This is a genomic window from Niveispirillum sp. FG156 (assembly GCF_057809555.1).
This window is the reverse complement of record NZ_JBMDKE010000009.1, coordinates 114,407-138,935: the sequence shown is the minus strand read 5'-3', so window position 1 is coordinate 138,935 and position 24,529 is coordinate 114,407. Positions and strand designations below refer to the sequence as shown.

The window sequence follows — 24,529 nt, the reverse complement described above, 5'->3', positions numbered from 1 at the left end:
TTTCCCGGATCGGGAAAGGGGCCTTTTCGTTTCATTGCGTGGGACTGGCGAAGGCGCCCAGCGACACCATGGCCTGCACGATCATCTTATCCTCCTGCCCGCCGCTGCCGGTCGTGGCCGTAGCGGGGCGCGTCTCCTCGATTATTTCCGTGCGGATGGCGTCGCTTGCGATCTGGATTTCCGGTGGTGGGATAAAGGGTGGCGGCGGTGGGGCCGTGTCGCGATAACCGCCGCTATCCTCGTTGAAGCGCAGGCTTTGTACCCGGTAGCGGCGGTCGGGGAAGGTCTGCTGCAACAGGGCAATCTCATCCTTGATGCGGGCATAGAGCTTGACGCGCAGGGCGGAACGGGCGGCCTCCATCTCCTGCAATGTCGGCTCAAACCGCACGGCGGCGATGCGAACCTGCTGTCCGGGTTTGCTGGCACGCTTGGCCCGTTCGGCCAGCCCCGCCAACCGCCCCTCCGGCAGCCTTGTTTCCAGCATGGCGCGCCAGCGGTCCAGGCCGGCGCTGTCAGACACCTTGTCCATGGCGATGACGCGCCAGTCGGTGCGGTCGGCAATGGCATCGGCGGTTTTCAACAGGTCGGTGCGGTTCACCCCGCCTGCCTGACCCGCCAGATCAACGACCAGGATGACGCGCGCCGTTTCCGCCTTCACCCAATCCTCCACCTGCAAGGACAGGTTGATGTCATCGGTGACGGGCGGCGGCGCCATCTGGGCCAGGGCGGGGGAGGGAAGGAACAGCGCGGTGACAAGGGCGGGAAGGATCATGGAAGTTGCACGCATGAGGCGAACTCCTTTCCTGCTGTCAGGGGCCTCCGGATGAGGCAGGGTCAGCCTGTCACGCCAATTATTAACGGCGGAATAATGGAAATGTATAATATCTGTTGTTACCGGTCACGCCTGTGCGATTTGAAATTGCCCCCGGTGTCATGTGCGCCGAGAGCTGACGGCGTGGCCTTGCGGCGGGCCGGCCCGCATCCTATCCTGGGCCGACCATGATTATTTCCCCCTCCACACCGCGTCCGGGACAGGTCGGGACCGGCCTGATCATCGGGCTGGGCTTCGCCCTGTTGGCGCTTGTCCTGGCCTGGGCTGGCGGGGAGCTGGCGGCGGGGATCAGCCGGGACGCGTTGCTGGATCAGGCGGGGCCGAAGCGCGACCTGTATGTCGCGGGCCTGCGCAGTGAGCTGACGCGGCATGAGACGACGCCCGCCATCCTGGGCCTGTCACGCACCCTGCGCGCCGCGTTGCAAAACCCGGACGATCCGGGGGCGGTGGAAGCTGCGAATATCTATATGGAGCAGATTGCGGCGCGCACGGGGGCGGCGGCGCTGTACCTGATGGATACGGGCGGCACGACGCTGGCGGCCAGCAACTGGCGCCAGGCGGACAGTTTCGTGGGCCGCAACTTCGCCTATCGCCCCTATTTCCGCGAGGCGCTGGCCAGCGGGGCGGGGCGCTTCTATGGCGTGGGTACCACCAGCCGGGAACCGGGGCATTATTTTGCCCGCGCGCTTGAAGAAGGCGGCCTGACCCTGGGCATTACCGTCGTCAAGGTGTCGCTGGCCCCGGTGGAGAAAAGCTGGGCCGGGTTGTCGGATCGCATTTTGGTGGTGGATGGCAATGGCGTGGTGATCCTGTCATCGGTGCCCGACTGGACCTTCCGCACACTGACGCCGCTGTCGGATGCGGAGAAGGTGCGGCTGGCCGATACAAGGCAGTATGAGGGGGTGGCGCTGCGTGGGCTGGACTGGCGCGCGGGTACAGACGGGACGGTGACGCTGGCCGGCGCGCCCGTGGCCTATCTGGCCAGCGACAGTGCGGTGGAGGGCACGACCTGGCGGCTTTACCTTCTTTCCAGCCTGGACGGGGTGCAGATGGCCCGCATTGTGGGCCGTGTCGGTGGGGTGGGGGTGGCAGCACTCTGCCTGTTGGGCTGGCTTTACTGGCGGCAGCGGCGGCGGACAAGGCGGGCCTGGGAACGCTCGGCGGCAGCGCTGGAGCGCGAGGTGGCGGCGCGCACCGCCGAACTGGTCGCCGCGAACGAGGACCTGCGTCGGGCGCAGGATGATCTGGTGCAGGCGGCCAAGCTGGCGGCCCTGGGCCAGCTGTCGGCGGGCATCACGCATGAGCTGAACCAGCCGTTGGCGGCCCTTCGCACCTTTTCCGACAATGCGGCGGCGTTCCTGGAACGCGGCAAGCTGGACCGGGTGGAGGAGAATTTGCGCCATATTGCGGGCCTGACGGAACGGATGGCGCGGATCACGGGGCAGCTGCGCACCTTTGCCCGGCGGTCGGACAACAGGCCCGAGGATGTGGCCGTGGCCCGCGCCACCGACAATGCCCTGACGCTTTTGGCCGAAAAGGTGCGGCGGGTGGGGGCGGAGATCGTGCTGGATTTGGCCGATGGGCTGATTGTGCGCTGTGACCCGCTGCGCCTGGAACAGGTGCTGGTCAACCTGATCGGCAATGCCCTGGACGCGGTCGCGGGTCAGGTGCAGCGGCGGGTGTTGGTGACGGGAGAGGCGGCGGGGGAGCGGGTACAGCTGTGCGTCGTCGATACGGGGCCGGGGATTGCGGATGAACATATGCCGCATCTGTTCGAACCGTTCTTCACCACCAAGCCGCCCGGTGTCGGCCTTGGCCTGGGGCTGGTGATTTCGGCCAGCATCATCCGCGACCATGATGGTAGTCTGACCGCCGCGAACGGGCAGGATGGCGGGGCGGTTTTCAGCATCGACCTGCCGGCGGCAGAAGGGGTTTAGGGCATGGGCGCACCGCGCATCCTGCTGGTGGAGGATGATGATTCCGTACGGTTGGGCGTGGAACAGGCGCTGGAACTGGCCGACCTGCCCGTGCGCGGCTTTGCGGCGGCGGAACCAGCGCTGGACGCATTGCAGCGGGACGGGGCGGATGTGCTGATCACCGATGTGTGCCTGCCGGGGATGGATGGGTTGGCGCTGCTGAAGGCGGCACAGGGTGTGGATGCGGGGCTGCCGGTCATCCTGATGACGGGGCATGGTGATATTGCCATGGCGGTGGGCGCCATGCGCGACGGCGCCTATGATTTCATCGAGAAGCCGTTCGCGTCCGACCGGCTGGTCAGCACCGTCAACCGCGCGCTGGAAAAACGCCGGCTGGTGGCAGAGGTGGGGGCGCTGCGTCAGGCGCTGGTACAGCAGGATGGCTTGGATGCTGCCCTGCTGGGCCGGTCGGCTTGCATGATGGCCGTCAAGAAGCTGATCCGGCAGGTGGCGGATACCGGCGCCGATGTCCTGATTCTGGGTGAGACGGGCAGCGGCAAGGAGATGGTGGCCCACGCCCTGCACCAGTTCTCCAAGCGCGCGCCCAAGCCGTTCGTCGCCATCAATTGCGGGGCGATCCCCGACAGTATGGTGGAAAGCGAACTGTTCGGGCATGAGGCGGGCGCCTTTACCGGGGCCGCCAAGACCCGCATCGGCAGGCTGGAATTCGCCGATGGCGGCACCGTCTTCCTGGACGAGATCGAAAGCATGCCGATGGCAGCCCAGGTGAAGCTGCTGCGCGTGCTGCAGGACCGGCGGGTGGAACGGCTGGGCTCCAACCGCTCCATCGCGCTGAATATCCGCTTTGTCGCGGCCACCAAGGAGGATCTGGGCGCGCTGTCGAAGCAGGGGCGGTTCCGCGAGGATCTGTATTTCCGGCTGAATGTCGTGCCCCTGTCCATCCCGCCGCTGCGGCAGCGGCGCGAGGATATCCCCATGCTGTTGGACCATTTCCTGCTGACGGCCAGCGACCGACTGGGCACACCGCCACCACTGGTGCCGGCGGCGGATCGTCAGGCGCTGCTGGCCCATACCTGGCCCGGCAATGTCCGCGAATTGCGCAATGTCGCCGACCGTATGGCGCTGGGTCTGCCGGCCTTGTTGGGTGCGGGGGCAGACGCGGTCGGGCTGGCGGCGCAGGTGGAGGCATTTGAACGCCAGTTGATCATGGCTGCCCTGACCGACCAGAAGGGCGATGTGCCGGCGGCGGCGGAAGCATTGGCCGTTCCAAAGAAAACCCTTTATGACAAGTTGAAACGTTTCGGGATCGAAATAGAAGATTTTCGGTAGGGAAAACTATTCCGGTATCGGAATGAACCCAGAACTCTAGCAAGTCATATCACCACGTTGACGCGATTGCGCATATGCCATTATAAACCTAAGCGATAATATCCTTGGGGAGGGAATGATGCTGCGCAATATCGAGCCGTCTCGTCGCAATTTCCTGGTGGGGGCGGGCAAGTTCGCGGCGGTGGCGCCGCTGGCTGCCTCCATGCCCTGGGGTGCGGCGCGGGCCGCCATGCCGGCCAATGCCTGCCCGCCGGTATCGGCCTGGAGCGATCTGGCCAGCCGGGTCAGCGGCGGCGTGTTGCGCCCGCAGGACCCGTTCTTCAACGATGTCTGCCGGCCCAACAACCTGCGCTACAACACCCTGCCCATGGGTATTGCCCGCTGTCTGAAGACGGAGGATGTGCAGGGTGCCCTGAACTGGGTGCAGCAGCAGGGGCTGCCCTTTGCCGTGCGGTCGGGCGGGCACAATTACGCGGGCTATTCCTCCACCAACGGTCTGTTGATCGACATGTCGCTGATGGCCGGCGTCGAGGTGGTGGACAAGAAGGAAGGCATCGTCCGTGTCAAGGGCGGCACCGGCAACGCCCTGGTCTATAAGGACCTGGAGCGTGCGGGCCTTACCATCACCCATGGCCGTTGCGACGCGGTGGGCGCCGCCGGCTTCCTGCTGGGCGGCGGTATCGGGTTCAGCATGCGGATGTACGGCATCGCGTCCGACCTTCTGGCCGGCACCACGGTGGTGACGGCGGATGCCAAGATCCACAAGGCCGATGCCAAGAATGACAGCGACCTTTACTGGGCCTGCCGGGGCGGGGCCGGTGGCAATTTCGGTATCAATACGGAATTCCTGCTGCGCACCTTCCCCGCAGAGACCGTGTCTGTCTGTCAGTTGAAATGGACGGACAAGCAGGCCGATGTTCTGCATGCGCTGCTGACCCGGCTGCCCAACATGCCCAACACGTTCGGCAGCAAGATCAATGTCACCCTGCCCAGCATCCAGCAGCGCTGCCAGGGGATCGGCAGCGAAGTGTCGATCCTGGCGCAATTGCACAAGACCAAGGGCAAGACCCTGAAGGACATGTTCGGCCCGCTATGGGAGACGGCCCAGAAGGTCTGGGTCCATGAGGACATCCCCTATTGGGTGGCGCAGGATTATCTGGCCGAAGAAACCTACCCCTACTATTACCAGGAGAAGTCCAGTTATGTGCAGGCATCGCGGATCAGCCGCGATGGGGTGCAGGCCCTGTTCGACGCCGGTCGCCTGCAGCCCGGCACCTCCATGCCCGTCGCCTACAAGTTCTTCCAGACGGGCGGGGCCTGCAACGACATGCAGGCCGACGCCACCGCCTATGTCCATCGCGGCAATGACTGGCTGTTCTCGGTGGAGATGAACTGGTGGCAGCCGACGGACCCGCAGGGCCTGATCAATGACAATCTGACCTGGCAGAAGGATTTCTATGCGCTGGCCAACCGGACATTCTCGGCTGTCGGTGCCTATCAGAATTTCCCCGACCCCTCGCTGGATGATTGGGCCAAGGCTTACTATGGGGAGAACCTGACCCGGCTGCGGGAGGTGAAAACCAAGTATGACCGGGATTCGGTGTTCAATTACGGGCAGGGCATCAAGCCGCTGTAGGGGCTTTTGTGAGTAGAAAAATATGGCCTCCCTGTCCCATGCCGGGGAGGCCATATAAACGCCTGCTCGTTAAGAGCCGATGCGGAAATGGTGGCGCTAAGCCCTTCTCAATCAATCCGACAGTTCGCCGGTGGCAATGGCATTTTCGATCAAGGTCATGGCCTCCACGATCAGGTGGCGCATGGCGATTGCTGCTTCGTCCGCGTTACCGGCATTGATGGCGTCAGCCACCTTCTGATGGTCGGCAACGCTGGCCAACCGAACGCCCTTGCGGCGATTGGTCAGGCGAATGGAGGTGCGCAGGGCGGCGTCGATGACGTCACGCAGCTGAGCATAGAACCGGTTTCCCGTCGCCTCCAGCACCGCCACATGGAAGGCGATGTCGGAGGTCAGGGGGTCATCATCGCCCAGTTCGGCAGCCTGCATGCGGGCCATTGCCGCCCGGATTGCGGCCCTTGCCTTGTCATCGGCATGACGGGCGGCCAGCGATGCCGCCACCGGTTCGATGGCCAGGCGCACCTGTGTGAATTCCAGAAGCAGGGCCGGCGAAAATTTCCGCTCCAGCAACCAGCGCAGCACATCGGGGTCTAGCAGGTTCCAGTTGCGCTCCGGCTCGATCCAGGTGCCCTGACGCGGCCGGGCCTTTAGCAGGCCCTTGGCCGTCAGCATCTTCACCGCTTCGCGCAGCACCGACCGGCTGGCGCCCAGCCGCTTGCACAGTTCCGCCTCCGTCGGGAACGGATTGGAATGGCCATAGGTACCGGTAACAATATCGACGCCAAGCTGCTGAAGAATGCCATAGGTGAAGTTCCGGCCGGATTCCGCGCGCAAGCCCCGTTCATTCACGCTCATGCGTTTCCGCTCCCCCTTCGGTCAACCGCCACCCCGGCGGCGCCCCTGATCATTCGTGCCCAATAGCATATTCAGCAGGCGGCAGATAAAGGCAAGACAACGATATCAATCAGCTGTCCTGCACCATGCCGATATAATCTGCTGTGCCCGGATGCCAACCTGATCTGCCGTCAGGCCGGGCTTGAAGATTTCGCTGCCCACGCCGATACCGGCCACGCCCGCCGCCCGCCAGACGGACAGGTTGTCCGCCCCGACGCCGCCGACGGCATAAAGCTTCACATCCGCCGGCATCACCGCCGACAGGGCCTTGATATGGCCATGACCATAGGTGGCGGCGGGGAACAGTTTCAGGTGCCGCGCGCCGGCCTTGATGGCGGCAAAGGCCTCCGTCGCGGTGGCGAATCCGGGCATGGGCAGCAGGCCCAGTTCCACCGCGCGCGTGATGACCGCAGGATCGGTATTGGGGGTGACAATCAGCCGGCCACCTGCCGCCGCCACCTTTTCCACCGCCTCCGGTGTCAGAACGGTGCCGGCGCCCACCAGACAGGTGTCACCGAAATGCCGGGCCAGGATGGCGATGCTGTCGAACGGGTCCGGGCTGTTCAACGGCACCTCGATGGCGCGGAAACCGGCATCGAACAGCGCCTGCCCGATGGCCAGCACCGTATCGGGCGTGACGCCGCGCAGGATGGCGACCAGGGGGCTTTCGGTCAGGAAACGGTCAAGCGGATGGGTCATCACAGGTTTCCGGCAAGGGTTGCGGCGCGGATGGAAAGCAGGCCCGCCAGGGCAAGGTCACCGCCATCAAGGCCGATGCCGCCCCGCCCCGCGACGGACAGGGCAGCCTTATAGGACTGGATCAGGGCCGGGCTGGCCACCAGGATCACCGGCGCGTCGGTCAGACCGGCCATCATGGCAAGCCCGCCCGCGACATCGCCCCCGATGACCAGACCGGACAGGAAGGACAGGGCATCCTGCGCATTCATGCCGTCCAGCAATTGCCGCGACCGTGCCTGGAACAGCAGATGCGACAGGCTGACGCCCGACAGGGCGCGTTCAACGCCCAGGGTGAAGGCCGGCCCTACCTGCGGCTGCAAGCCGTCGGTGCCCCGGCCCAGCACGCTGTGCTGCCGAAGCAGGGCGAACAGCTCGCCCGTGAAGCCGGTCTGGAAATTCTCCACCCGTCCATCAATCAGCAGCGCCCATTTGGCGTGGGTGCCGGGCAGGCAGAGCAGGTGGTGGCCCCGTGCCAGCTCCGGTCTGGTCGCCAGTACGCCCAGAATCTGCGTCTCCTCCCCGCGCATCACGTCGGGTGCGTCCAGGGCGGTGCGCGTCGAAAGGCCCGGCACGATGGCGATCTCTGCCTCGGCGGCGGTGAATCGCGTCAGGCCGGTGGCCAGCGATCGTACATCGGCAGGGCAAGGATGATATGCCGCTTCCACCCAGCCGATGGTGGAGCCGACCATGCCGCACATCAGGGCGGGCAGGGGGCCATGGGCCGCGCGCCAAGCCGCCGTCGCGTCAAGAAACACCGCTTCCAGCCGGCCCGTGGCGGCGGCCACACCCGGCCCTTCCGCCCGGTCCAGCACGGTGCCATCGTCCGCGCACAGCCACAGGCGCAGATTGCTGGTACCCCAGTCGCCGGCAATGAATGGCCCGCGTCGCATATGGTTTTCCCCCGTGGAAGGGTCGTTGAGCCGATCCCTGAGCTTGCTTGGGATATATATGATAATTTTCGCGACTGCAAAGGCCGCAGGCTTGACTGATCAGATTTATCCTATAAATAAAGGATCAGTGTGGTGCCGATACCGCTTTCCCCTTCCTCGGGCGCGGAACCCTGTTGGACCACCCTCCCATAAGACTTGATCCTGATGGACCCGGCCCCCGAAAAGGGGCCGGGCTTTTTTCATGGCCGCCCATCCAGCCGCCGTTCGGTCAGGTCCAGGCGGGCCCGCAGCGGATCGGTCGTCACGACCGGGCCGTCATTGCTGAAATCGATCAGTTTTTCCTCACCCGCCTTGAACAAGGGGGCGACTGGATCACCGGCGGGGGCGGGGACACCCGTCTTGGCAAAGCGGGTCCAGTAGGCACGCAGGCGGGGTGCCATGGCCAAATCCGCCGATGTCGTCCGGCTGCCATAGCGCGGCAGTACATGGTCGAACACGAAGGGCAGTTCCTTGGCATGCGGTGTGCCGGGCCAGCGGTCGCGCATGCGTTCGGCGACATAGGAGAAGCGGTAGTGATAGACGGGCACGCCCAGTGCCACCATGGCGCGGGCCGTGGCGCGGGCGGGTTCGATGAAGATGGCATCGCCTGATACGCGGTGGCCCACCTTATCCGCCGTGTCGGTGCCGGTGGGATCGTAAATCCGTGCCGCCTCGTCCCGCAGGGGACCGAAGCGGGACAGCACATCCTCCTTGCTGCCGCCCTCATGCCAGCCATCATCGCTGGTGGCGCCGACCATATAGGGGACCCGCGCCGCCTTGCCGGCCCGCATCAGGGCCAGCGGTTCGTCGGGCATCGACGGCACCCCCATGACGGGACCGGAATAATCCTTTGTGCCGCCCAGGGTGGCGAGGTTCAAGTTACCCACCAGCCGTTCCGCCGGCAGGGCGCGTAGGGCGGCCAGCGCCTCCGGCCCGCTGCCCTCGATCCCCTGGTTGCGGGCGAACAGGGCGCCGATGGCCTCCCCTTCCTTGAAACCGGGGGAGGGCAGCAATGTGTTCCGCCCCCCGCCCGACATGGCAATGGCCTTGTGGAACAGGCCGGCGGCCAGCGGCGTGGTCAGCAGGACATTGACCGATTCCCCGCCGGCACTTTCCCCGAAGATGGTGACGTTGGACGGGTCCCCACCGAAGGCGGCGATATTGGCCGCGACCCAGCGCAGGGCCGCGATCTGGTCCATGAAGCCGAAATTGGCGGTGGGGCCGCCCGCCGCCTCCGCCGTCAGGGCAGGATGGGCGAAGAAACCGAAACGGCCCAGCCGGTGATTGGCGCTGACCACCACCACCCGGTCACGCGCCATGCGCGACCCGTCATAGATGGCGGGGGAGGTGCCGCCATTCACGAAGCCGCCGCCATGGATCCAGACCATGACCGGCAGCCGCTTTCCGGCCATCCCCGCCGGCCGCCAGACATTCAGGAACAGGCAATCCTCCGCCGGAATGGTCGCCAGTGGGGCGTCATCACCGATAAAGGGCTTTTGCGCACAGTCGGCGCCATAGGTGGTGGCCGGGCGTTCGCCATTCCAGGCAGCGGCAGGGGCCGGGGGGCGCCAGCGCAGATCACCCACGGGCGGGACCGCGAAGGGGATGCCCAGGAACCTGTCCACACCCTCGGCAGACAGGCCGCGCACCGTCCCCGCTTCTGTGCGGGCCAGGGGGGCATCGGCGGCGGCGGCGGCGGCGTTCGGTACCGCTAACAATGCGAGAAGGATCAATGCCCTGATGTTCATCCCTGCGTTTCCCCGTTTGTTATATCGGCAGGGTAGCAAGGGTGGGGCAGTCCCGCTACCCGTTCAGCAGCAGGTTGGCGCGCAGCCGGTCGACCGCCATGTCGACAAAGGCCCGGACCTTGGCAGGGGCGTGCCGACCCTCCGGATGCAGGACATGCACGGGCACCGGCTCCTCCTCATGCTCCGCCAGCACGATGCGCAGCTTGCCGGCGGCCAGGGCCGGGCCGACCTGATAATGCAGCACCCGCGTCAGGCCCCAGCCGGCCAGCGCGGCACTGATCACCGCCTCGTTGGTGTTGCATTGCAGGGCGGGGCGGACCGTCAGACGTTGGTCCCCCTTGAACCGCCATTCATTGATGGCCCAGGCGCTGGTGGGGGCAGCGATACGGTGGCGGTTCAGGTCGGCAGGGCTTTCCGGTTCGCCATGTTCTGCAAGATAGCTGGGGGAGGCGCAGATGACGCGCCGCACCCGCCCGACGCGGATGGCGGTAAAGGCGCTGTCGGGCAGGTGGCCGATGCGCACGGCGACATCGACGCCTTCATCAATGATGTTCACAGAGCGGTCGATGAATAGGGTACGTACCGCCATGGCGGGATGGGCATCCATGTAGTCCAACAGGATGGGCAGCACATGCATCTGCCCGAACAGCAGCGGGGCCGTGACCGACAGGGTGCCGGTGGGCGTGGCATAGGAACCGCCGGCGGCGGCCTCCGCCTCCACGATATCGGACAGGATGCGGCGGCAATCCTCCAGATACCGGCCCCCACCCTCCGTCAGCTTGACCGAGCGGGTGGTGCGCACGAACAGGCGCGCACCAATGGTTTCCTCCAGCGCCGCGATGGCGCGGGTGACCGCCGGCGCGCTCAGGTTCAACTGGCGCGCCGCCTCGGCAAAGCTGGCCGTCTCCGCGACCTTCACGAAGATGCGCATGGACTGCCAGCGATCCATCCTTGTTCCTTTCGTTGGGGTTTTGGGGAGGGATAGCATAGCATTGGCGGAGGATATTGATTGGGTCTGTTGTTCCCTCACCCTCCCAAGCCTTGGCAGGCTTGGGCCCCTCCCTCTCCCACCTTCGTGGGCGAGGGGTGAAAATTTAGCCCCTCGCCCGCTTGGCAGGGAGAGGGAGGGGCCCGCGCCGTAAGGCGTGGGAGGGTGAGGGTGCCCCTCAGAATCCGAAATGGCTCAGCCCCGGATGGTCATCAGGCCGGCGGCCCTGCGGCCAGCGGAACTTGCGGTCGGCCTCGGTGATCGGGTGTTCGTTGATGCTGGCATGGCGGGCGCGCATCAAGCCATCCTCCGCGAATTCCCAATTCTCGTTGCCATAGGCGCGGTACCATTGGCCGCTGTCGTCACGATATTCATAGGCGTAGCGCACCGCGATGCGGTTCCCGGTGAAGGCCCAGAGTTCCTTGATCAGGCGGTATTCCAGCTCCCGGTTCCATTTGCGGGCCAGGAAGGCCTCTGCTTCCGCCCGGCTGTTTACGAACTCGGCGCGGTTGCGCCAGCGGGTGTCGGTAGTATAGGCCAGCGCCACCTTGGCCGGATCGCGGCTGTTCCAGCCATCTTCGGCCAGACGCACCTTCTCGATGGCGGATTGTTCGGTGAAGGGGGGCAGGGGGGGACGGGACATGGTGGTTCTCCTTGGTTGTACATTTTCCCTCATGCGCCGGGCTGGCGGTCGCCAGCCTCCAAGGGTCATCGTCGATGACCCTTGGTTAGATATCGAGTTGCAAAGGCTGATCCCCGCTGGGTACGGCGCAGCAGATCAGCACCTCGTCGGCGCTGCGCGGGGCGGTGGGTTGCTTGAGATAGCTGACGGCACCGGCCAGCAGCCTGGTCTTGCAACTGCCGCAGGTGCCGCCACGGCAGCTGAATTCTGGGGACAGGCCGCGCGCCTCCGCCAGTTCCAGCAGGGTGCCGGAACCGGGGGTCCAGCGGGCCTCCTTGGCCGAGGTGGTGAAGGTCACGGGGACCGGGGCGGTGGCGGGTGGTGGCTGCGGTGATGCCGGTTTGGCGCTGTCGGTGCTGCGGGTCAGGGAGGAGGGGCCGAAGGCTTCGGCATGGATGCGGTGGTCGGCGATGGTCAGGGCGCGCAGACCGTCATACTGCGCCTGGGTGAAGGCGGGCGGGCCGCAGAGATAGAAATCATAGTCGTTGAAGGACAGGTGTTCCTTCAGAAGGGCGGTGTCGATGCGGCCGGCGACATCGTAGTCGCGGCCCTGCATGGCATCGTCCGGGTCGCTCAACACCCGGATGACCCGCACGGCACCGCCCGCCGACGCGACCAGGTCGGCCAGTTCGCGGTCGAATACGCGTTCAGCCCTGGTGCGGGCGGCCTGGAACAGGATGGTGGGGCGGATGGACCGGGTGCGCAGCCCTTCGTAGACGATGTGGCGCAGCATGGCCAGCATCGGCGTGATGCCCACCCCGGCGGCCAGCAGGACAGCGGGGCGCTTCTCGCCCGCGTCTATGGTGAAGGCACCGGCGGGGGCGCGCGCCTCGATCCGGTCGCCGCGGCGGACATGGTCGTGCAGGTATTGGGAGGCCAGCCCGTCGCGCTTTACACTGATCCGGTAATAGCCATCAGACGGCGCCACCGACAGGGTGTAGGTGCGGATCACGGGTCTGTCCTGGCCAGGCAGGGTCAGGCGGATGGGCAGATGCTGTCCCGCCAGATGCGGCAGCAGGCCGGCCCCGTCGGCGGGAGCCAAGTGGAAGGAACGGATGCTGGACGATTCCTCCACGATGCGGGCAACCGTGAAGGGCCGCCATTGGGTGGAGAGATCGGCGGCGCGCAGCCGGTCCGCCGCCTGTTGCCAATCACCCGTCATCAGGGAATTGGGCGACCAGCCCTGCGGCTGAAAAGACCAGCGCAGGGGCAGGGCCGCCGGGCGATGCACCACGCAGCGGGGGCGGAAGGTCCATAGCCGTTCGGCCCCCTGAAACGAAGCCACCTCCGGCCCGTCCAGGATCAGGGTCGCGTCACCCGTCAGGTGCAGCATGTCGCCGGTGGCGAAATCGACAAAGACCAGCCCGGCCTTGCCATTCAGCAGGATGTTGCCCAGCGTGGAAAAGAACAGGTTGCCGGCGAAATCCGGAATGGTCAGGGTGCCGTCATCACCGACGCGCACAAACCCCGCCTTGCCGCCCCGGTGGGAGACATCGACCTGACGGTGCCCGTCCCGGTCGGCATAGGAGGCGACGAAGAATGTATCGGTGCCTTCGATCATGGCGCGTGCGGTGGCGTCGATCTGGCTGCTTTCCTGCACCTCGCCCCTGAAGGGTTCGGCGGGGTCGCGGACCAGGGCGACGTCGCGCAGCTGGATATATTGCGGGCAATTGCCGAAGCTCTGATCCACCTCAAACCGCAGCAGGCCGGGATGGCTTGCCCGGATGATGCCGTTGACGCGGTTGCGGCGGCGGGTGTGCAACTCAATCCCCAGCAGGCCGATGGCGTCGCCTTTATTCATGCCGGCACTGGCCGGGTCCTGCGGGGCCAGCGGGACCTGGATGTCCAGCCGCGTGGCGGTGGGGGAGGTGATGAACCCCGCCCCACCGGCCAGCAGCGTGGCCCAGGCATCGCCGGCACCATCCACCGACCCTGCCACGATAAAGGGGGCATGGGCATAGAAGTCGCGATGCTGCTGGGGCATGTGGTCACGGATGACCCGCTGTCCCACATCCTGCATCCGCGCAGCCACGCCCAGCTTTTCCTGGAGGGCCGTTTCACCTTCATGCCAGATGGGCCGCTTGGCGCTCATCATCCCCTCCATCGCTTTGGGCTGTCGGGTTTCAGGCGAACAGGCCGACCTTGTTGCGGGCGAACGGCACGAAGCCGGGAAGCCCTTCGATCCGGGTCAGGAAGGCCTTCACATGGCGATAGGCGGTGAGGTCGATATTCCCCTCCGGCGCGCTGGACAGGTAGGAATAGAGCGCGACGTCAGCGATGGTGGGACGCGTGCCGACCATCCAGTCACGGTCCTCCAGATGCGCCTCCAGCCGGCCCAGCATCAGATGGGCGCGGGCCACCACTTCATCGGGGTTCAGCTTTGCACCGAACAGCGTGATCAGGCGGGCCGCCGCCGGCCCGAAGGCCAGATCACCCGTGGCGACAGACAGCCAGCGCTGAACCGCAGCGGCCCCTTCCGCATCCTCGGGCAACCAGTTGCCGCCATGCTTTTTGGCCAGATAGATCAGGATGGCGACGCTGTCCGGGATCACAACCCCGTCATCCTCCAGCACCGGCACCTGCCCGAACGGGTTCAGGGCCAGGAATTCCGACCGCTTATGCGCGCCTTCCATCAGATCGACCTCCACCAGTTCATGCGGCAGGGCCAGCAGTGACAGGAACAGGCGGGCGCGGTGGGCATTGCCCGACAGGGGATGGTAGTGGAGCTTCATGGTTCTGATCCCTGGTTTCGAGGGGCCGGCGGTCCCGGCCTTCCAGGGCAGAATGGGTCATGAAGGCGTTGGCGTTAATTCGTTGGTTGGGCAGTTCATTATTTCATTGGGTGGAATAATGGGCGTGGTTCCCTCACCTTCCCATCGCTTGGCAGCGATGGACCCGAACGCGCCAGCGTTTGGGAGGGTGAGGGAACAACACAAACGAAAAGGGCGGAATCTTTCGGTCCCGCCCTCCTGATTTCTGGCCTCAGTTAGCCGGCCCCGGCGCCACATGCGCCTTGGTCCAGCGTTCAACCTCGCCATACCAGAAGACGCTGTTCTGCGGTTTCAGGACCCAGTGGTTCTCGTCGGGGAAATAGACCAGACGGCTTTCCACGCCCCGGCGCTGCAACGTGTTGAACAGTTCGATACCATGGTTGATGGGCACGCGCAGATCCTGCTCGCCATGCAGGACCAGAGTCGGCGTCTTGAAATTACCGGCCTGCATATGCGGGGAATTGCGGGCGATATTGGCCTGATCGTCCCAGAATTCCTTGAACCGTGCCTGGCTGCCGCTGAAATCGGCGGCGTACTGAGTATAGAGGTTATAGACGGCGGCGTGGATCACCAGGGTCTTGAACGGATGTTCGCGGCCCAGGATGAAGCTGGTCAGGTAGCCGCCATAAGACGCACCGGCGGCCAGCATACGATCCTTGTCGATGAAGGGCTTGGCCATCAGCCATTCGGCGGCCTTCATCGTGTCCTGATACGGCACCTCGCCCCATTCGGGATTGATGCTGTCGGTGAAGGCCTGACCAAAGCCGCTGGACCCGTGGAAATTATGCCAAGTGACGACATAGCCCCAGCCGGCGAAGACCTGCGCGTTCCAGCGATAGCTGAAAGCATCGGTGATGGCATTATGCGGGCCGCCATGGACCAGCATCATGGAAGGATATTTCTTCGCCGGGTCGAAATTGGGCGGATAGACCACCCACATCTGGATATCGTCGCCGTTGGCCCCCTTGTAGGTGACGCTTTCCACCTTGCCCATCTGGAACCCGGCCAGGGTCTGGGCATTGGCGGCGGAAATGTCGCGGACCTTGCCGGACTTCGCGTCGATGGCGACCAGTTCGGCGGGCGCGCTGATCGACTGACGCAGGGCCACCAGCGACTTGCCGGCCACTTCCACATCGGTCACGTCGCCCGTGGAACCATCGGTGATGCGGCGCGGCTTTTCCTTGCCCTTGGGGTCATAGCGATAGACGCGCTGAACCGAAGCATCATCGACCGCGCCATACAGGGCGCTGCTGTCATCGGTCCAGGAAAAGTCATTGGCCGACCGGTCGAACCTGTCGGTGATGTTGCGCGTGGCACCCGTGGCCCGGTCGCGCACCATCAGCTTCGCATTCTCGCCATAGAAGCCGAAAATGGTACGCTGATTATAGGCCAGTGACTTGCCGTCAGGCGAATAGACGGGGTTGCTGTCCGGCCCGGTCTTGTTGTCAGGTGTGATGTTGGTGGCGGCACCACCGGCCACGGCGATGGTGAACAGGTCGATATTGGGCCGGTTGCCGACCTTGTCGACATTCACGGGGAAGGCGATTTCCTTGCCGTCGGGCGAGATATCGAACGGCGCGCCGCCTTCGTTATATTGCACCGACACACCCGACCCCAGCGTGATGGCGCGTGGGGCGGCACCATCAATGTCGGTGGCGTAGAGGTGGTTTTCGCGGTCGTCCAGGTAATGGTCGAAATAGGCGATGGGCGCCTTGTCCCATACCCTGGCCGACATTTTGGTTTCTTCCCGGTCCTTCAGGCGCTTGGCCTGCTCCTCCCAGGTAGACAGGTCGGTCCAGACACGGGCCATGAAGACCAGCCCCTTGCCATCGGCCAGCCATTTCGGCGTGCGGGCACCGGTGGGGACACTGGTCACCCGCTTCGCCTCACCCCCGCTCACGGGCAGGACATAGATCTGCGGGGCCTTGTCATCGTCGCGCTTGGCGGTGAAGGCGATATATTTGCCATCCGGGCTCCACACCGCATCGGCTTCCGCCGCCGGATCGGTGGTCAGCTGCCGTGCCGGACCGCCATCGACAGGAAACAGCCACAGATCGGCGGCGCGCTTGTCCGTCTTCAGGTCGAAGACGGAAACCGACACGACGGCCGACTTGCCGTCGGGCGACAGGGCGGGCGATGCCACCCGCTTCAGCCCCCACATGTCGGTGGCACTCATTACCTTTTTCTGCTGTGCCAGGGCCGGGGCAGCCAAGGCCACCGACGCCGCCGCCAGCAGCAGACCCACACGCGCGAAAGACCCAAAACGCATTTCTTATCCTCCGTCCGACAGGATTTTGCGCGGAAGGATGCCAGCGATGGGGGTAGTCCGATAGGGCTGTAACAAGCCTGTTACGAAGCGGTGACAATTGTGTCGGGGTGCGCAGCCGCTTGACGCAGTGACCAACGGCGGCACAGATAAGGGCCAAGAGATTGAAGGGGGCATGATGTCCGTCGCGATTACCCTGACCGTCAATGGCAACCCGGTAAGCCTTGAAGTGGACCCGCGTCTGCTGCTGTCGCAGTTGCTGCGCGATGAGCTGGGGCTGACCGGCACCCATGTCGGGTGTGATACCAGCCAGTGCGGTGCCTGTACGGTTCATCTTGATGGGTTGTCGGTCAAAAGCTGTGCCGTGCTGGCCGTGCAGGCCGACGGCACGGATGTGCTGACCATCGAAGGGATCACGGGGCCGGACGGGGCGTTGCACCCGATGCAGGCGGCGTTCCGGGAGCATCATGGCCTGCAATGCGGCTTCTGCACGCCGGGCATGGTGATGGGCGCCATCGAGCTGGCCCGGACGGCACCGGACCTGGAGGAGGCGACGATACGCGAGGGACTGGAAGGTAATCTCTGCCGCTGCACCGGTTACCAGAATATCGTGAAGGCCGTGCGCGCGGGCGCGCAGGCCATGCGGGAAGGGTGAGGCCATGTATGGGTTCGACTATCACCGTCCCGCCGTCCTGTCCGATATCGTCGATCTGTTGACGGGAGATGAGGATGCCAAGGTCCTGGCTGGCGGCCAGACCCTGATCCCGACGCTGAAACAGCGGCTGGCCATGCCGACATCCCTGGTGGACCTGTCGGCGGTGCCGGGATTGCGGGATATTGCGGCGGAGGGTGACGGGGTGCGCATCGGGGCCATGGCGACCCATGCCGTCGTGGCGGGCAGTGACGGGGTGCGCGCGGTGCTGCCAGGCTTGGCCGATCTGGCGGCCCATATTGGCGACCCACAGGTGCGCAACCGGGGCACCATCGGCGGGTCCATCGCCAATGCCGACCCGGCGGCGGATTATCCAGCGGCAGTGGTTGCCCTGGATGCGGTGATCCGCACCGACCGGCGGGATATTGCGGGCGGGGAATTCTTTACGGGACTGTTTGAGACGGCGTTGCGGCCCGGTGAGGTCGTGACATCCGTGTTCTTCCCTGCCGCGTCCCATGCCCGCTATGCCAAGTTTCCCAATCCGGCCAGCCGTTACGCCATGGCGGGCGTGTTCGTGGCCAAACGGGGGGATGTGGTGCGGGTGGCGGTGACGGGTGCCGGGCCTTCCGTCTTCCGCTGGGACGCGGCGGAGGCCGCGCTAAGCGCACGGTTCAGTGCGGAGGCGCTGGATGGCTTGGTTCTGGATGCCGATGGCCTTAACAGCGATATGCATGCCGATGCAGCGTACCGGGCCAATATTGTGGGCGTTCTGGCGCGTCGCGCGGTGGGGTGAAAGTCGGAGTGCCCCCCAAAAGTTGCCTCCCCGGCGAAGGCCGGGGAGGCGGTTGAGATGATCCTCTGCCCGGCGCTTATCGCCTGAACTTGTCCGACAGGACCAGGGATGACATGGTGCGCTCCACGCCCTGCACCTGACCCAGCAGGTCCAGGACCCGGTCGATATCTTGCACCGACTGTGCCGCAATGACGGCCATCATGTCATAGGTGCCGGAAATGGCGGACAGGCTTTCCACCTCGGTGATCCGCTTCACCTCCGCCACGATGCGCGACAGCATCTTGGGGTTGGTGGAGAGCAGGACATAGGCGCGGATCAGACGGCTGCTGCCCGGGTCCTGACGCAGCGTATAGCCCTGAATGACGCCGAGCCGTTCCAGCCGTGCGATACGGGCCTGTACCGACGACCGTGCCAGTCCCAGCTTGCGCGCCAGCGACGCCGCCGGTTCACGGGCATTGGCCTTCAGCAGGGCGAGCAGGGCCGTATCAACGGCATCCTGTTGAGCGTCGGTGGAGTCCATCGGGGGCCTTGAGATCGGTCAACTGAAAATTATTCAGGTTGCAGATACCTCCAACGTCATTCCCGCGAAAGCGGGAACCCAGCGCGAGCGGCGATAGCCGCGACATGGCTCATATCGGCGCTGACCGCGCCTCACGCTGGGTCCCCGCTTACGCGGGGATGACGGTGATGAAGGCTTTAGCAGCCTATTGGGAACTGACGAACCCGAAAGTCACGCATCCTATCACAGCTCGGGGAACTCAATCCCCTGGGCCAGCGGTAGGGACGTGCCATAATTGATGGCCGAGGTCTGGCGGCGCATATATTGCCGCCAGCTGTCCGAACCGCTTTCGCGGCCACCACCGGTTTCCTTCTCGCCACCGAAGGCACCGCCGATTTCCGCACCGCTGGGGCCCATATTGACATTGGCGATGCCGCAGTCGGAGCCATCGGGGGCCAGGAAGCGCTCGGCCTCCAGCAGGTCGCGGGTGATGATGCTGGACGACAGGCCCTGCGGCACGTCGTTCTGCAGGGCCACGGCCTCTTCGAAGTCGCTGTAGCGCAGGACGTAGAGGATGGGGCCGAAGGTCTCGTGGCGAACGATCTCCGTCTGGGCCGGCATTTCCGCGATGGCGGGGTAGGCGTACCAGGCATCGGGGAACGTATCGGCCAGGGCGCGGCCACCGCCATGGACGGTACCGCCCTGTGCCTTGGCGGCATCCAGGGCCTTGGTCACGGCTTCAAAGGCGGCCTTGTCGACCAGCGGACCCATCAGGGTGCCGGCATTGCGCGGGTCGCCCGGCTGAATGGCGGCAAAGGCATTCTTCACCGCCGACACCACCTTGTCATAGCAATCGGTATGCACGATCAGACGGCGCAGGGTGGTGCAGCGCTGACCGGCGGTGCCCACGGCGGCGAACAGGATGGCGCGCACGGCCAGTTTCAGGTCGGCTGACGGCGTGACGATCATGGCATTGTTGCCGCCCAGCTCCAGGATGGAGCGGCCAAAGCGCTTGGCCACGACCGGAGCGACCTCGCGGCCCATGCGGGTGGAGCCGGTGGCGCTGACCAGCGGCACGCGGGGGTCGGCGGCGATCTGCTCACCCACCTCGCGCAGACCGAACAGCAACTGCGACAATCCTGCGGGCGCGTCGCCGAAGCGGGCCAGGGCCTTTTCGAACAGGGCCTGGGTGGCCAGCGCCGTCAGCGGCGTCTTTTCCGACGGCTTCCAGATCACCGGATCGCCACAAACCACGGCCAGGGCCGCGTTCCAGGCCCAGACGGCGACGGGGAAGTTGAAGGCGGTGATGATGGCGACGGGGCCCAGCGGTTGCCACGTCTCCACCATGCGGTGGCGGGGACGCTCCGAAGCGATGGTCAGGCCGTGCAACTGCCGCGACAGGCCAACGGCAAAGTCGCAGATGTCGATCATCTCCTGCACTTCGCCCAGGCCTTCCTGGACGATCTTGCCGGCTTCCAGCGTCACCAACGCGCCCAGGTCGGCCTTATGCTCGCGCAGCACCTCACCGAACAGGCGGATCAACTCGCCCCGGCGCGGGGCAGGGACGGTGCGCCAGGCCTTGAAGGCGGCGGCGGACTGGGCCAAGGCGGCATCAACCTCGGCGGCTTTGTGCGCCTTCACGGAACCCAGGCGGGCGCCGTCGATGGGGGACCGGGAAACGATGTCCCCGTCAGCGACGAGATGGGCGATGCCCAGACGGTCCAGAAGGGCGGCGGTGGCGGACATGGGGCGGAACTCCGGTATGGATGGCTGTCTATTGTCTAGGTTTCATTCTCATCTCTCGTCATCCCGGCGAAAGCCGGGACCCAGGGGCCAAGCGCCCGACCTTTCGGCGGCGCTCATAAACGCTGCTTGAAGGTATGATCCGGTGGCTCCTGGGTCCCGGCTTTCGCCGGGATGACGAGAAAGAGGAGTGTCAGTTCAGAGACCGAGCCCTCACGCATAAACCTTTCCGAAACGGTTGGAAAGGAACAGGTCCAGTGGCATCTGCTCCTGACGGACAAAGCCCTTGGAGGGCAGGTGGCCCGCTGCCTGCAGGTCCAGCATGGCGCAGATGCCGGCAGCCGTGCTCATCTGAATGGCCGACAGGAACTGGCCTTCGACCTCTTCACCATGGATATGGCGGACGATGCTTTCCTGTTCCAGACGGCCATGGCGCTTGCCGCTGACGGTGCAGAAGACCAGGACGACATCCTGCATGGTGATGGGCAGGGCCTCTTCCAGCACTTCCTTCAACAGGTCACGGCGACGGGCCAGACGCAGATCCTCCACCAGCAGCTTGATGATGGCGCAGTGGCCGGGATAGCGCACTGACTTGTAGGTCAGGTTCTCCACCTTGCCGGCCAGCGTCTCGGTCAGCGAGCCCAGGCCGCCGGAGGTGTTGAATGCCTCGTAGGCGACACCCTCCAGCACGAATTCTTCCAGGTCTTCCAGGGGCGGCAGCTCGACATTCTTGCCGTCCTGCACGGCCTCGCACGGGTTCAGATATTCGTTGATCAGGCCGTCGGTGGACCAGGTCAGGTTGTATTTCAGGGCGTTGGTGGGATAGCGGGGCAGGGCACCGACGCGCAGCTGCACATCGCGCAAGCTGTCGAAGCCGGCGGCCAGACCATGGGCCGCGATGGAGACGAAACCGGGGGCAAGCCCGCATTGCGGGACAAAGGCGCTGCCGGCCTTGGCGGCCACTTCCTTCACCACACGCGTGCTGGCCACATCCTCGGTCAGGTCGAAATAATGGATGCCGGCATCATAGGCGCCATAGGCGACGGTAGAGGTCGTATGGAAGGGCAGGGCGTTCAGCACCGCGTACTTGCCGGCCATGGTCTTGCGCAGGGCGGCGCCGTCATTGATGTCCAACTGCACCGTGTCCACACCCAGGTCGGTGAACCGCTTCAGGGCATCGGCGCTGTGGTCGGCGACGGTCACGGTGTAATCACCGGTCCGGCGCAGCAGCAGGGTGATGGCGATGCCGATCTTGCCGGCGCCCAGCAGCAGGATGTTCTTCATAATGTTCCCCGTTTCCCGAAAGGTGTTTACGGGGAATGGTGCCGCCCGCCGCCGCCGATCGGAAGGCGGCGATCTGTCGATATGCAGGGTAATTGACGGCGTTTCGCAGGGCATGCCGGCGTAATGCCGGCTACCCCGTCGCCATCTGCCGCAGCTTGGCCAGCAGCGCATCGATGCTGGTCGGCTTGGTCAGCATCTGGGTGCCGGGGGGCAGGCGGGACGTGTCGGCCCGGTCGATATAGCCGGTCAGGAACAACACTTTCAGCCCCGGCCAGCGGCCCAGCGCCAGCTCCGCCAATTGCCGTCCATTGGTGCCGGGCAGGCCGACATCGGTGACCAGGAATTGAATGTCCGGATGGTCCGACAGGATATCCAGGGCCGCATCGGTATTGCCCGCCTGATGTACCACATGCCCCTGTTCCTCCAGCGCCTCGGCCAGGACAAGGCGTATCAGCACCTCATCCTCCACCAGCAGCAGGCGATAGATCGATGACGGGGTTTCGGGCGGCATCGCCGGACCTTGCTCCCCCGACGGTTCGGCGGCGGAAAAGATGTGGCAGGGCAGGTGCAGCGTCACCTTTGTTCCCCGTCGCTCCCGGCTGTCCAGGGTCAGGAAGCCACCCGATTGCCGCGCAAACCCATATAGTTGCGACAGGCCAAGGCCGGTGCCATGGCCGACCGGCTTGGTGGTGAAGAAGGGCTCGACGGCGCGGGCCAGCACCTCCGCCGACATGCCGATACCGGTATCGGCCACGGACAGGGTGGCATACTCGCCTTCCTCCACCTCGTTTGCGGCGGCGGCAGCGCGGTCGATATGGCGCATGCGGGTGGCGATGGTCAGGGTGCCGCCATCGGGCATAGCATCGCGGGCATTGACAGCGAGGTTGAGGATACCGCTTTCCACCTGATGCGGGTCGGCCCAGGCGGAACAGATATCGTCGGTCAGATCAAGGCGCAGCAGCACATCCTCCCCCACCGACCGGCGGACCAGTTCGGCCATGCCACGGGCAAGGGCATTCAGATCGACGGCTTCGGGCTGCAATGGTTGACGCCGGGCAAAGGCCAGAAGCCGCTGTGTGACGGCCCCAGCGGTTTCCAGCGCCGACCGCGCCGTCGCCATATGGCGCTGCACATCCGGCAGGTCCGGGGGCAGGCGGGCGGAAACCAGTTCCAGACTGTTGCCGATCACCTGCAGAAGGTTGTTGAAATCATGCGCCACGCTGCCGGTCAGCCGACCCACGGTTTCCAGCTTCTGTGCCTGGAACAGGGCCTCGCGCGCTTCCTCCAGCGCCTGTTGCGCCTGACGGCGTTCGGTGATGTCGCGGGTGACCTTGGCGAAACCGATCAGGGTCCCGTCATCGTCACGCACCGGTTCGACCACCACGCTGGCCCAGAAATGGCCGCCATCCTTGCGCACGCGCCAGCCTTCAGCCTCGAACCGGCCCTCGGCAAGTGCTGTGGCGAGCACGCGGGCGGGAAGCCCGTCGCGCACATCCTCCGCCCGGAAGAAGCGTGAGAAATGCTGACCGATGATTTCACTGGCGCGATAGCCCTTGAAGCGCTGCGCTCCGCCATTCCAACTGACCACGATGCCGTTGGGGTCCACCATATAGATGGCGTAGTCATGCACGCTTTCGATCAGCACGCGCAGGTGCCGTTCCCCCGCCAGACTATCGGCGGTCAGATGCTGCATGGTGCCGGTCAAGTCGGGTTTCCCGCGGAAAATGGGGAGATGACGTGCCATCATCAGCGACCGGACTTTTCCGTCAATCCTGCCGATGGTCCTAGGACTCTGTTTCTACTGCTATATTAGACCATGTTTTATCAAGAATGGCTGAGGTTTGGGTGATCTTCCCCGTAGATGTCACAGCCGACCGACATGGGATTTCAGGTAATCCACCAGCAGCGAAACCTTGGGCGACAGGTGACGGCGATGGGGATAAACCGCCCAGATCCCTTCGTCCGGCGGGCGGTGACGGTCCAGAAGGCTGACCAATGTTCCGGTCGCCAGCTCCGTTTCCACATAGAAATCCGGTAGTTGACAGAGGCCCAGCCCCTGGCGTGCAGCGTCCAGCACGGCAAAGCCGCTGTTGCAGCGCCAGCTGCCGACAGGCCGGAAGGAGACCTGCCGGCCCTGATCCTCGAAATGCCACAGGTCGGCAGTGCCCATCAGGCACTGGTGGTGGGCCAGATCATCCAGGCAGCCCGGCGCGCCATGCCGTTCCAGATAGGCGGGGGCGGCACAAAGATAGCGGCGGCGTGACGCCAGACGCACGGCAATCAGGCGGCTGTCATCCAGGCTGGTGCCGGTGCGCACCGCCAGATCGAACCCTTCACCCACCAGATCGGTCAGCCGGTTGGTCAGATCAATGCTGACCGACAACTGCGGATGGGTCAGCAGGAAGCGGTTGACCAGGGGCACGATGAAGCGTTCGCCATAGGCGATGGAGCAGGTGAGGCGCAGATGGCCGCGCGGGGCGCCGTCGCTTTCGCTGACGGTGGCGAACGCTTCCTCCCGTTCCTCCACCAGCCGGCGGCAGCGTTCCAGAAAGGTGCGCCCTGCATCGGTGACGCTGACCCGCCGCGTGGTGCGGTAAAGCAGGCGGACCTGCAGCCGGTCCTCCAGTCGCGCCACCTCCCGGCTGACATGGGAAGTGGAGACGCCCAGGCGGGCTGCGGCGGCGGAGAAGCTTTCCGTCTCGCAGACGGCGATGAAACTGTCGATCCCGTCCCAGGAGCCCATGATTGTTCCCACACAGCAATAATCATTTGCCAAAATGCATGATCGTTGCCAGGGCTTTCAAGCTATTG

The 24,529-nt window shown here is 65.0% G+C and carries 20 protein-coding genes; 5 read left to right on the top strand and 15 right to left on the bottom strand.

Going from position 1 to position 24,529, the window contains the following annotated elements; genetic code table 11:
• Positions 1 to 31 precede the first annotated feature (31 nt).
• On the bottom strand, positions 32 to 787 hold the full coding sequence (locus tag ACODSP_RS07735; RefSeq protein ID WP_488965039.1) for a hypothetical protein: 756 nt from the start codon (positions 785 to 787) through the stop codon (positions 32 to 34).
• Between the two features lie 212 nt (positions 788 to 999).
• On the opposite strand from ACODSP_RS07735, the gene ACODSP_RS07730 reads away from it, so the two are divergent.
• From ACODSP_RS07730 to ACODSP_RS07720, 3 genes are all read left to right on the top strand, one after another.
• Positions 1,000 to 2,769: a sensor histidine kinase gene (locus ACODSP_RS07730; protein ID WP_488965038.1), complete on the top strand. Its 1,770-nt coding sequence runs from the start codon at positions 1,000 to 1,002 to the stop codon at positions 2,767 to 2,769.
• Positions 2,770 to 2,772: 3 nt separating this feature from the next.
• On the top strand, positions 2,773 to 4,098 hold the full coding sequence (locus ACODSP_RS07725) for a sigma-54-dependent transcriptional regulator (protein ID WP_488965037.1): 1,326 nt from the start codon (positions 2,773 to 2,775) through the stop codon (positions 4,096 to 4,098).
• 115 nt (positions 4,099 to 4,213) lie between these two features.
• A complete protein-coding gene (locus ACODSP_RS07720; RefSeq protein WP_488965036.1) occupies positions 4,214 to 5,734 on the top strand; it encodes an FAD-binding oxidoreductase in 1,521 nt (506 codons plus the stop codon).
• Positions 5,735 to 5,845: 111 nt separating this feature from the next.
• On the opposite strand, the gene ACODSP_RS07715 is transcribed toward ACODSP_RS07720, so the two are convergent.
• The 9 genes from ACODSP_RS07715 to ACODSP_RS07675 form a co-directional block, all read right to left on the bottom strand.
• Positions 5,846 to 6,586: a FadR/GntR family transcriptional regulator gene (locus tag ACODSP_RS07715; RefSeq protein ID WP_488965035.1), complete on the bottom strand. Its 741-nt coding sequence runs from the start codon at positions 6,584 to 6,586 to the stop codon at positions 5,846 to 5,848.
• A 105-nt stretch (positions 6,587 to 6,691) separates the two neighbouring features.
• Entirely contained in the window at positions 6,692 to 7,324 is a 633-nt protein-coding gene (locus ACODSP_RS07710; protein ID WP_488965034.1) for a 2-dehydro-3-deoxy-6-phosphogalactonate aldolase, read from the bottom strand.
• Complete coding sequence (locus tag ACODSP_RS07705) at positions 7,324 to 8,253, bottom strand: 2-dehydro-3-deoxygalactonokinase (RefSeq protein WP_488965033.1); 930 nt, start codon at positions 8,251 to 8,253, stop codon at positions 7,324 to 7,326. The genes ACODSP_RS07710 and ACODSP_RS07705 overlap by 1 nt, the downstream gene beginning before the upstream one ends.
• A 239-nt stretch (positions 8,254 to 8,492) precedes the next feature.
• Positions 8,493 to 10,040 (bottom strand): carboxylesterase/lipase family protein, encoded by a 1,548-nt coding sequence (locus ACODSP_RS07700; protein ID WP_488965032.1) that lies wholly within the window; start codon positions 10,038 to 10,040, stop codon positions 8,493 to 8,495.
• Positions 10,041 to 10,095: 55 nt separating this feature from the next.
• A complete protein-coding gene (locus ACODSP_RS07695) occupies positions 10,096 to 10,989 on the bottom strand; it encodes a LysR family transcriptional regulator (protein WP_488965031.1) in 894 nt (297 codons plus the stop codon).
• Between the two features lie 217 nt (positions 10,990 to 11,206).
• Positions 11,207 to 11,671, bottom strand: a complete 465-nt coding sequence (locus ACODSP_RS07690; RefSeq protein ID WP_488965030.1) for a nuclear transport factor 2 family protein — start codon at positions 11,669 to 11,671, stop codon at positions 11,207 to 11,209.
• An 85-nt stretch (positions 11,672 to 11,756) separates the two neighbouring features.
• Positions 11,757 to 13,805, bottom strand: coding sequence for a 2Fe-2S iron-sulfur cluster-binding protein (locus ACODSP_RS07685; RefSeq protein WP_488965029.1), 2,049 nt, complete (start codon positions 13,803 to 13,805; stop codon positions 11,757 to 11,759).
• 28 nt (positions 13,806 to 13,833) lie between these two features.
• A complete protein-coding gene (locus ACODSP_RS07680; protein WP_488965028.1) occupies positions 13,834 to 14,442 on the bottom strand; it encodes a glutathione S-transferase family protein in 609 nt (202 codons plus the stop codon).
• 250 nt (positions 14,443 to 14,692) lie between these two features.
• Positions 14,693 to 16,750 (bottom strand): alpha/beta hydrolase family protein, encoded by a 2,058-nt coding sequence (locus ACODSP_RS07675; RefSeq protein ID WP_488965027.1) that lies wholly within the window; start codon positions 16,748 to 16,750, stop codon positions 14,693 to 14,695.
• Between the two features lie 175 nt (positions 16,751 to 16,925).
• Between ACODSP_RS07675 and ACODSP_RS07670 the strand changes: the two genes are divergently transcribed.
• Entirely contained in the window at positions 16,926 to 17,402 is a 477-nt protein-coding gene (locus tag ACODSP_RS07670; RefSeq protein ID WP_488965070.1) for a (2Fe-2S)-binding protein, read from the top strand.
• 4 nt (positions 17,403 to 17,406) lie between these two features.
• Entirely contained in the window at positions 17,407 to 18,192 is a 786-nt protein-coding gene (locus tag ACODSP_RS07665) for an FAD binding domain-containing protein (protein WP_488965026.1), read from the top strand.
• A gap of 76 nt (positions 18,193 to 18,268) precedes the next feature.
• Here the strand turns inward: ACODSP_RS07665 and ACODSP_RS07660 are convergent, their stop codons facing one another.
• The 5 genes from ACODSP_RS07660 to ACODSP_RS07640 form a co-directional block, all read right to left on the bottom strand.
• Positions 18,269 to 18,712, bottom strand: coding sequence for an Lrp/AsnC family transcriptional regulator (locus ACODSP_RS07660; RefSeq protein ID WP_488965025.1), 444 nt, complete (start codon positions 18,710 to 18,712; stop codon positions 18,269 to 18,271).
• A gap of 222 nt (positions 18,713 to 18,934) precedes the next feature.
• Positions 18,935 to 20,437 carry an L-piperidine-6-carboxylate dehydrogenase gene (amaB, locus tag ACODSP_RS07655; protein WP_488965024.1) on the bottom strand — a complete coding sequence of 501 codons (1,503 nt, stop codon included), beginning with the start codon at positions 20,435 to 20,437 and terminating at the stop codon, positions 18,935 to 18,937.
• A gap of 210 nt (positions 20,438 to 20,647) precedes the next feature.
• The gene (locus ACODSP_RS07650) at positions 20,648 to 21,718 is read right to left on the bottom strand and encodes a saccharopine dehydrogenase family protein (protein ID WP_488965023.1); all 1,071 of its coding nucleotides are present in this window, start codon (positions 21,716 to 21,718) and stop codon (positions 20,648 to 20,650) included.
• 130 nt (positions 21,719 to 21,848) lie between these two features.
• Positions 21,849 to 23,423 carry a PAS domain-containing sensor histidine kinase gene (locus ACODSP_RS07645; protein WP_488965022.1) on the bottom strand — a complete coding sequence of 525 codons (1,575 nt, stop codon included), beginning with the start codon at positions 23,421 to 23,423 and terminating at the stop codon, positions 21,849 to 21,851.
• A 159-nt stretch (positions 23,424 to 23,582) separates the two neighbouring features.
• The gene (locus ACODSP_RS07640; RefSeq protein WP_488965021.1) at positions 23,583 to 24,461 is read right to left on the bottom strand and encodes a LysR family transcriptional regulator; all 879 of its coding nucleotides are present in this window, start codon (positions 24,459 to 24,461) and stop codon (positions 23,583 to 23,585) included.
• Between the last annotated feature and the right edge of the window lie 68 nt (positions 24,462 to 24,529).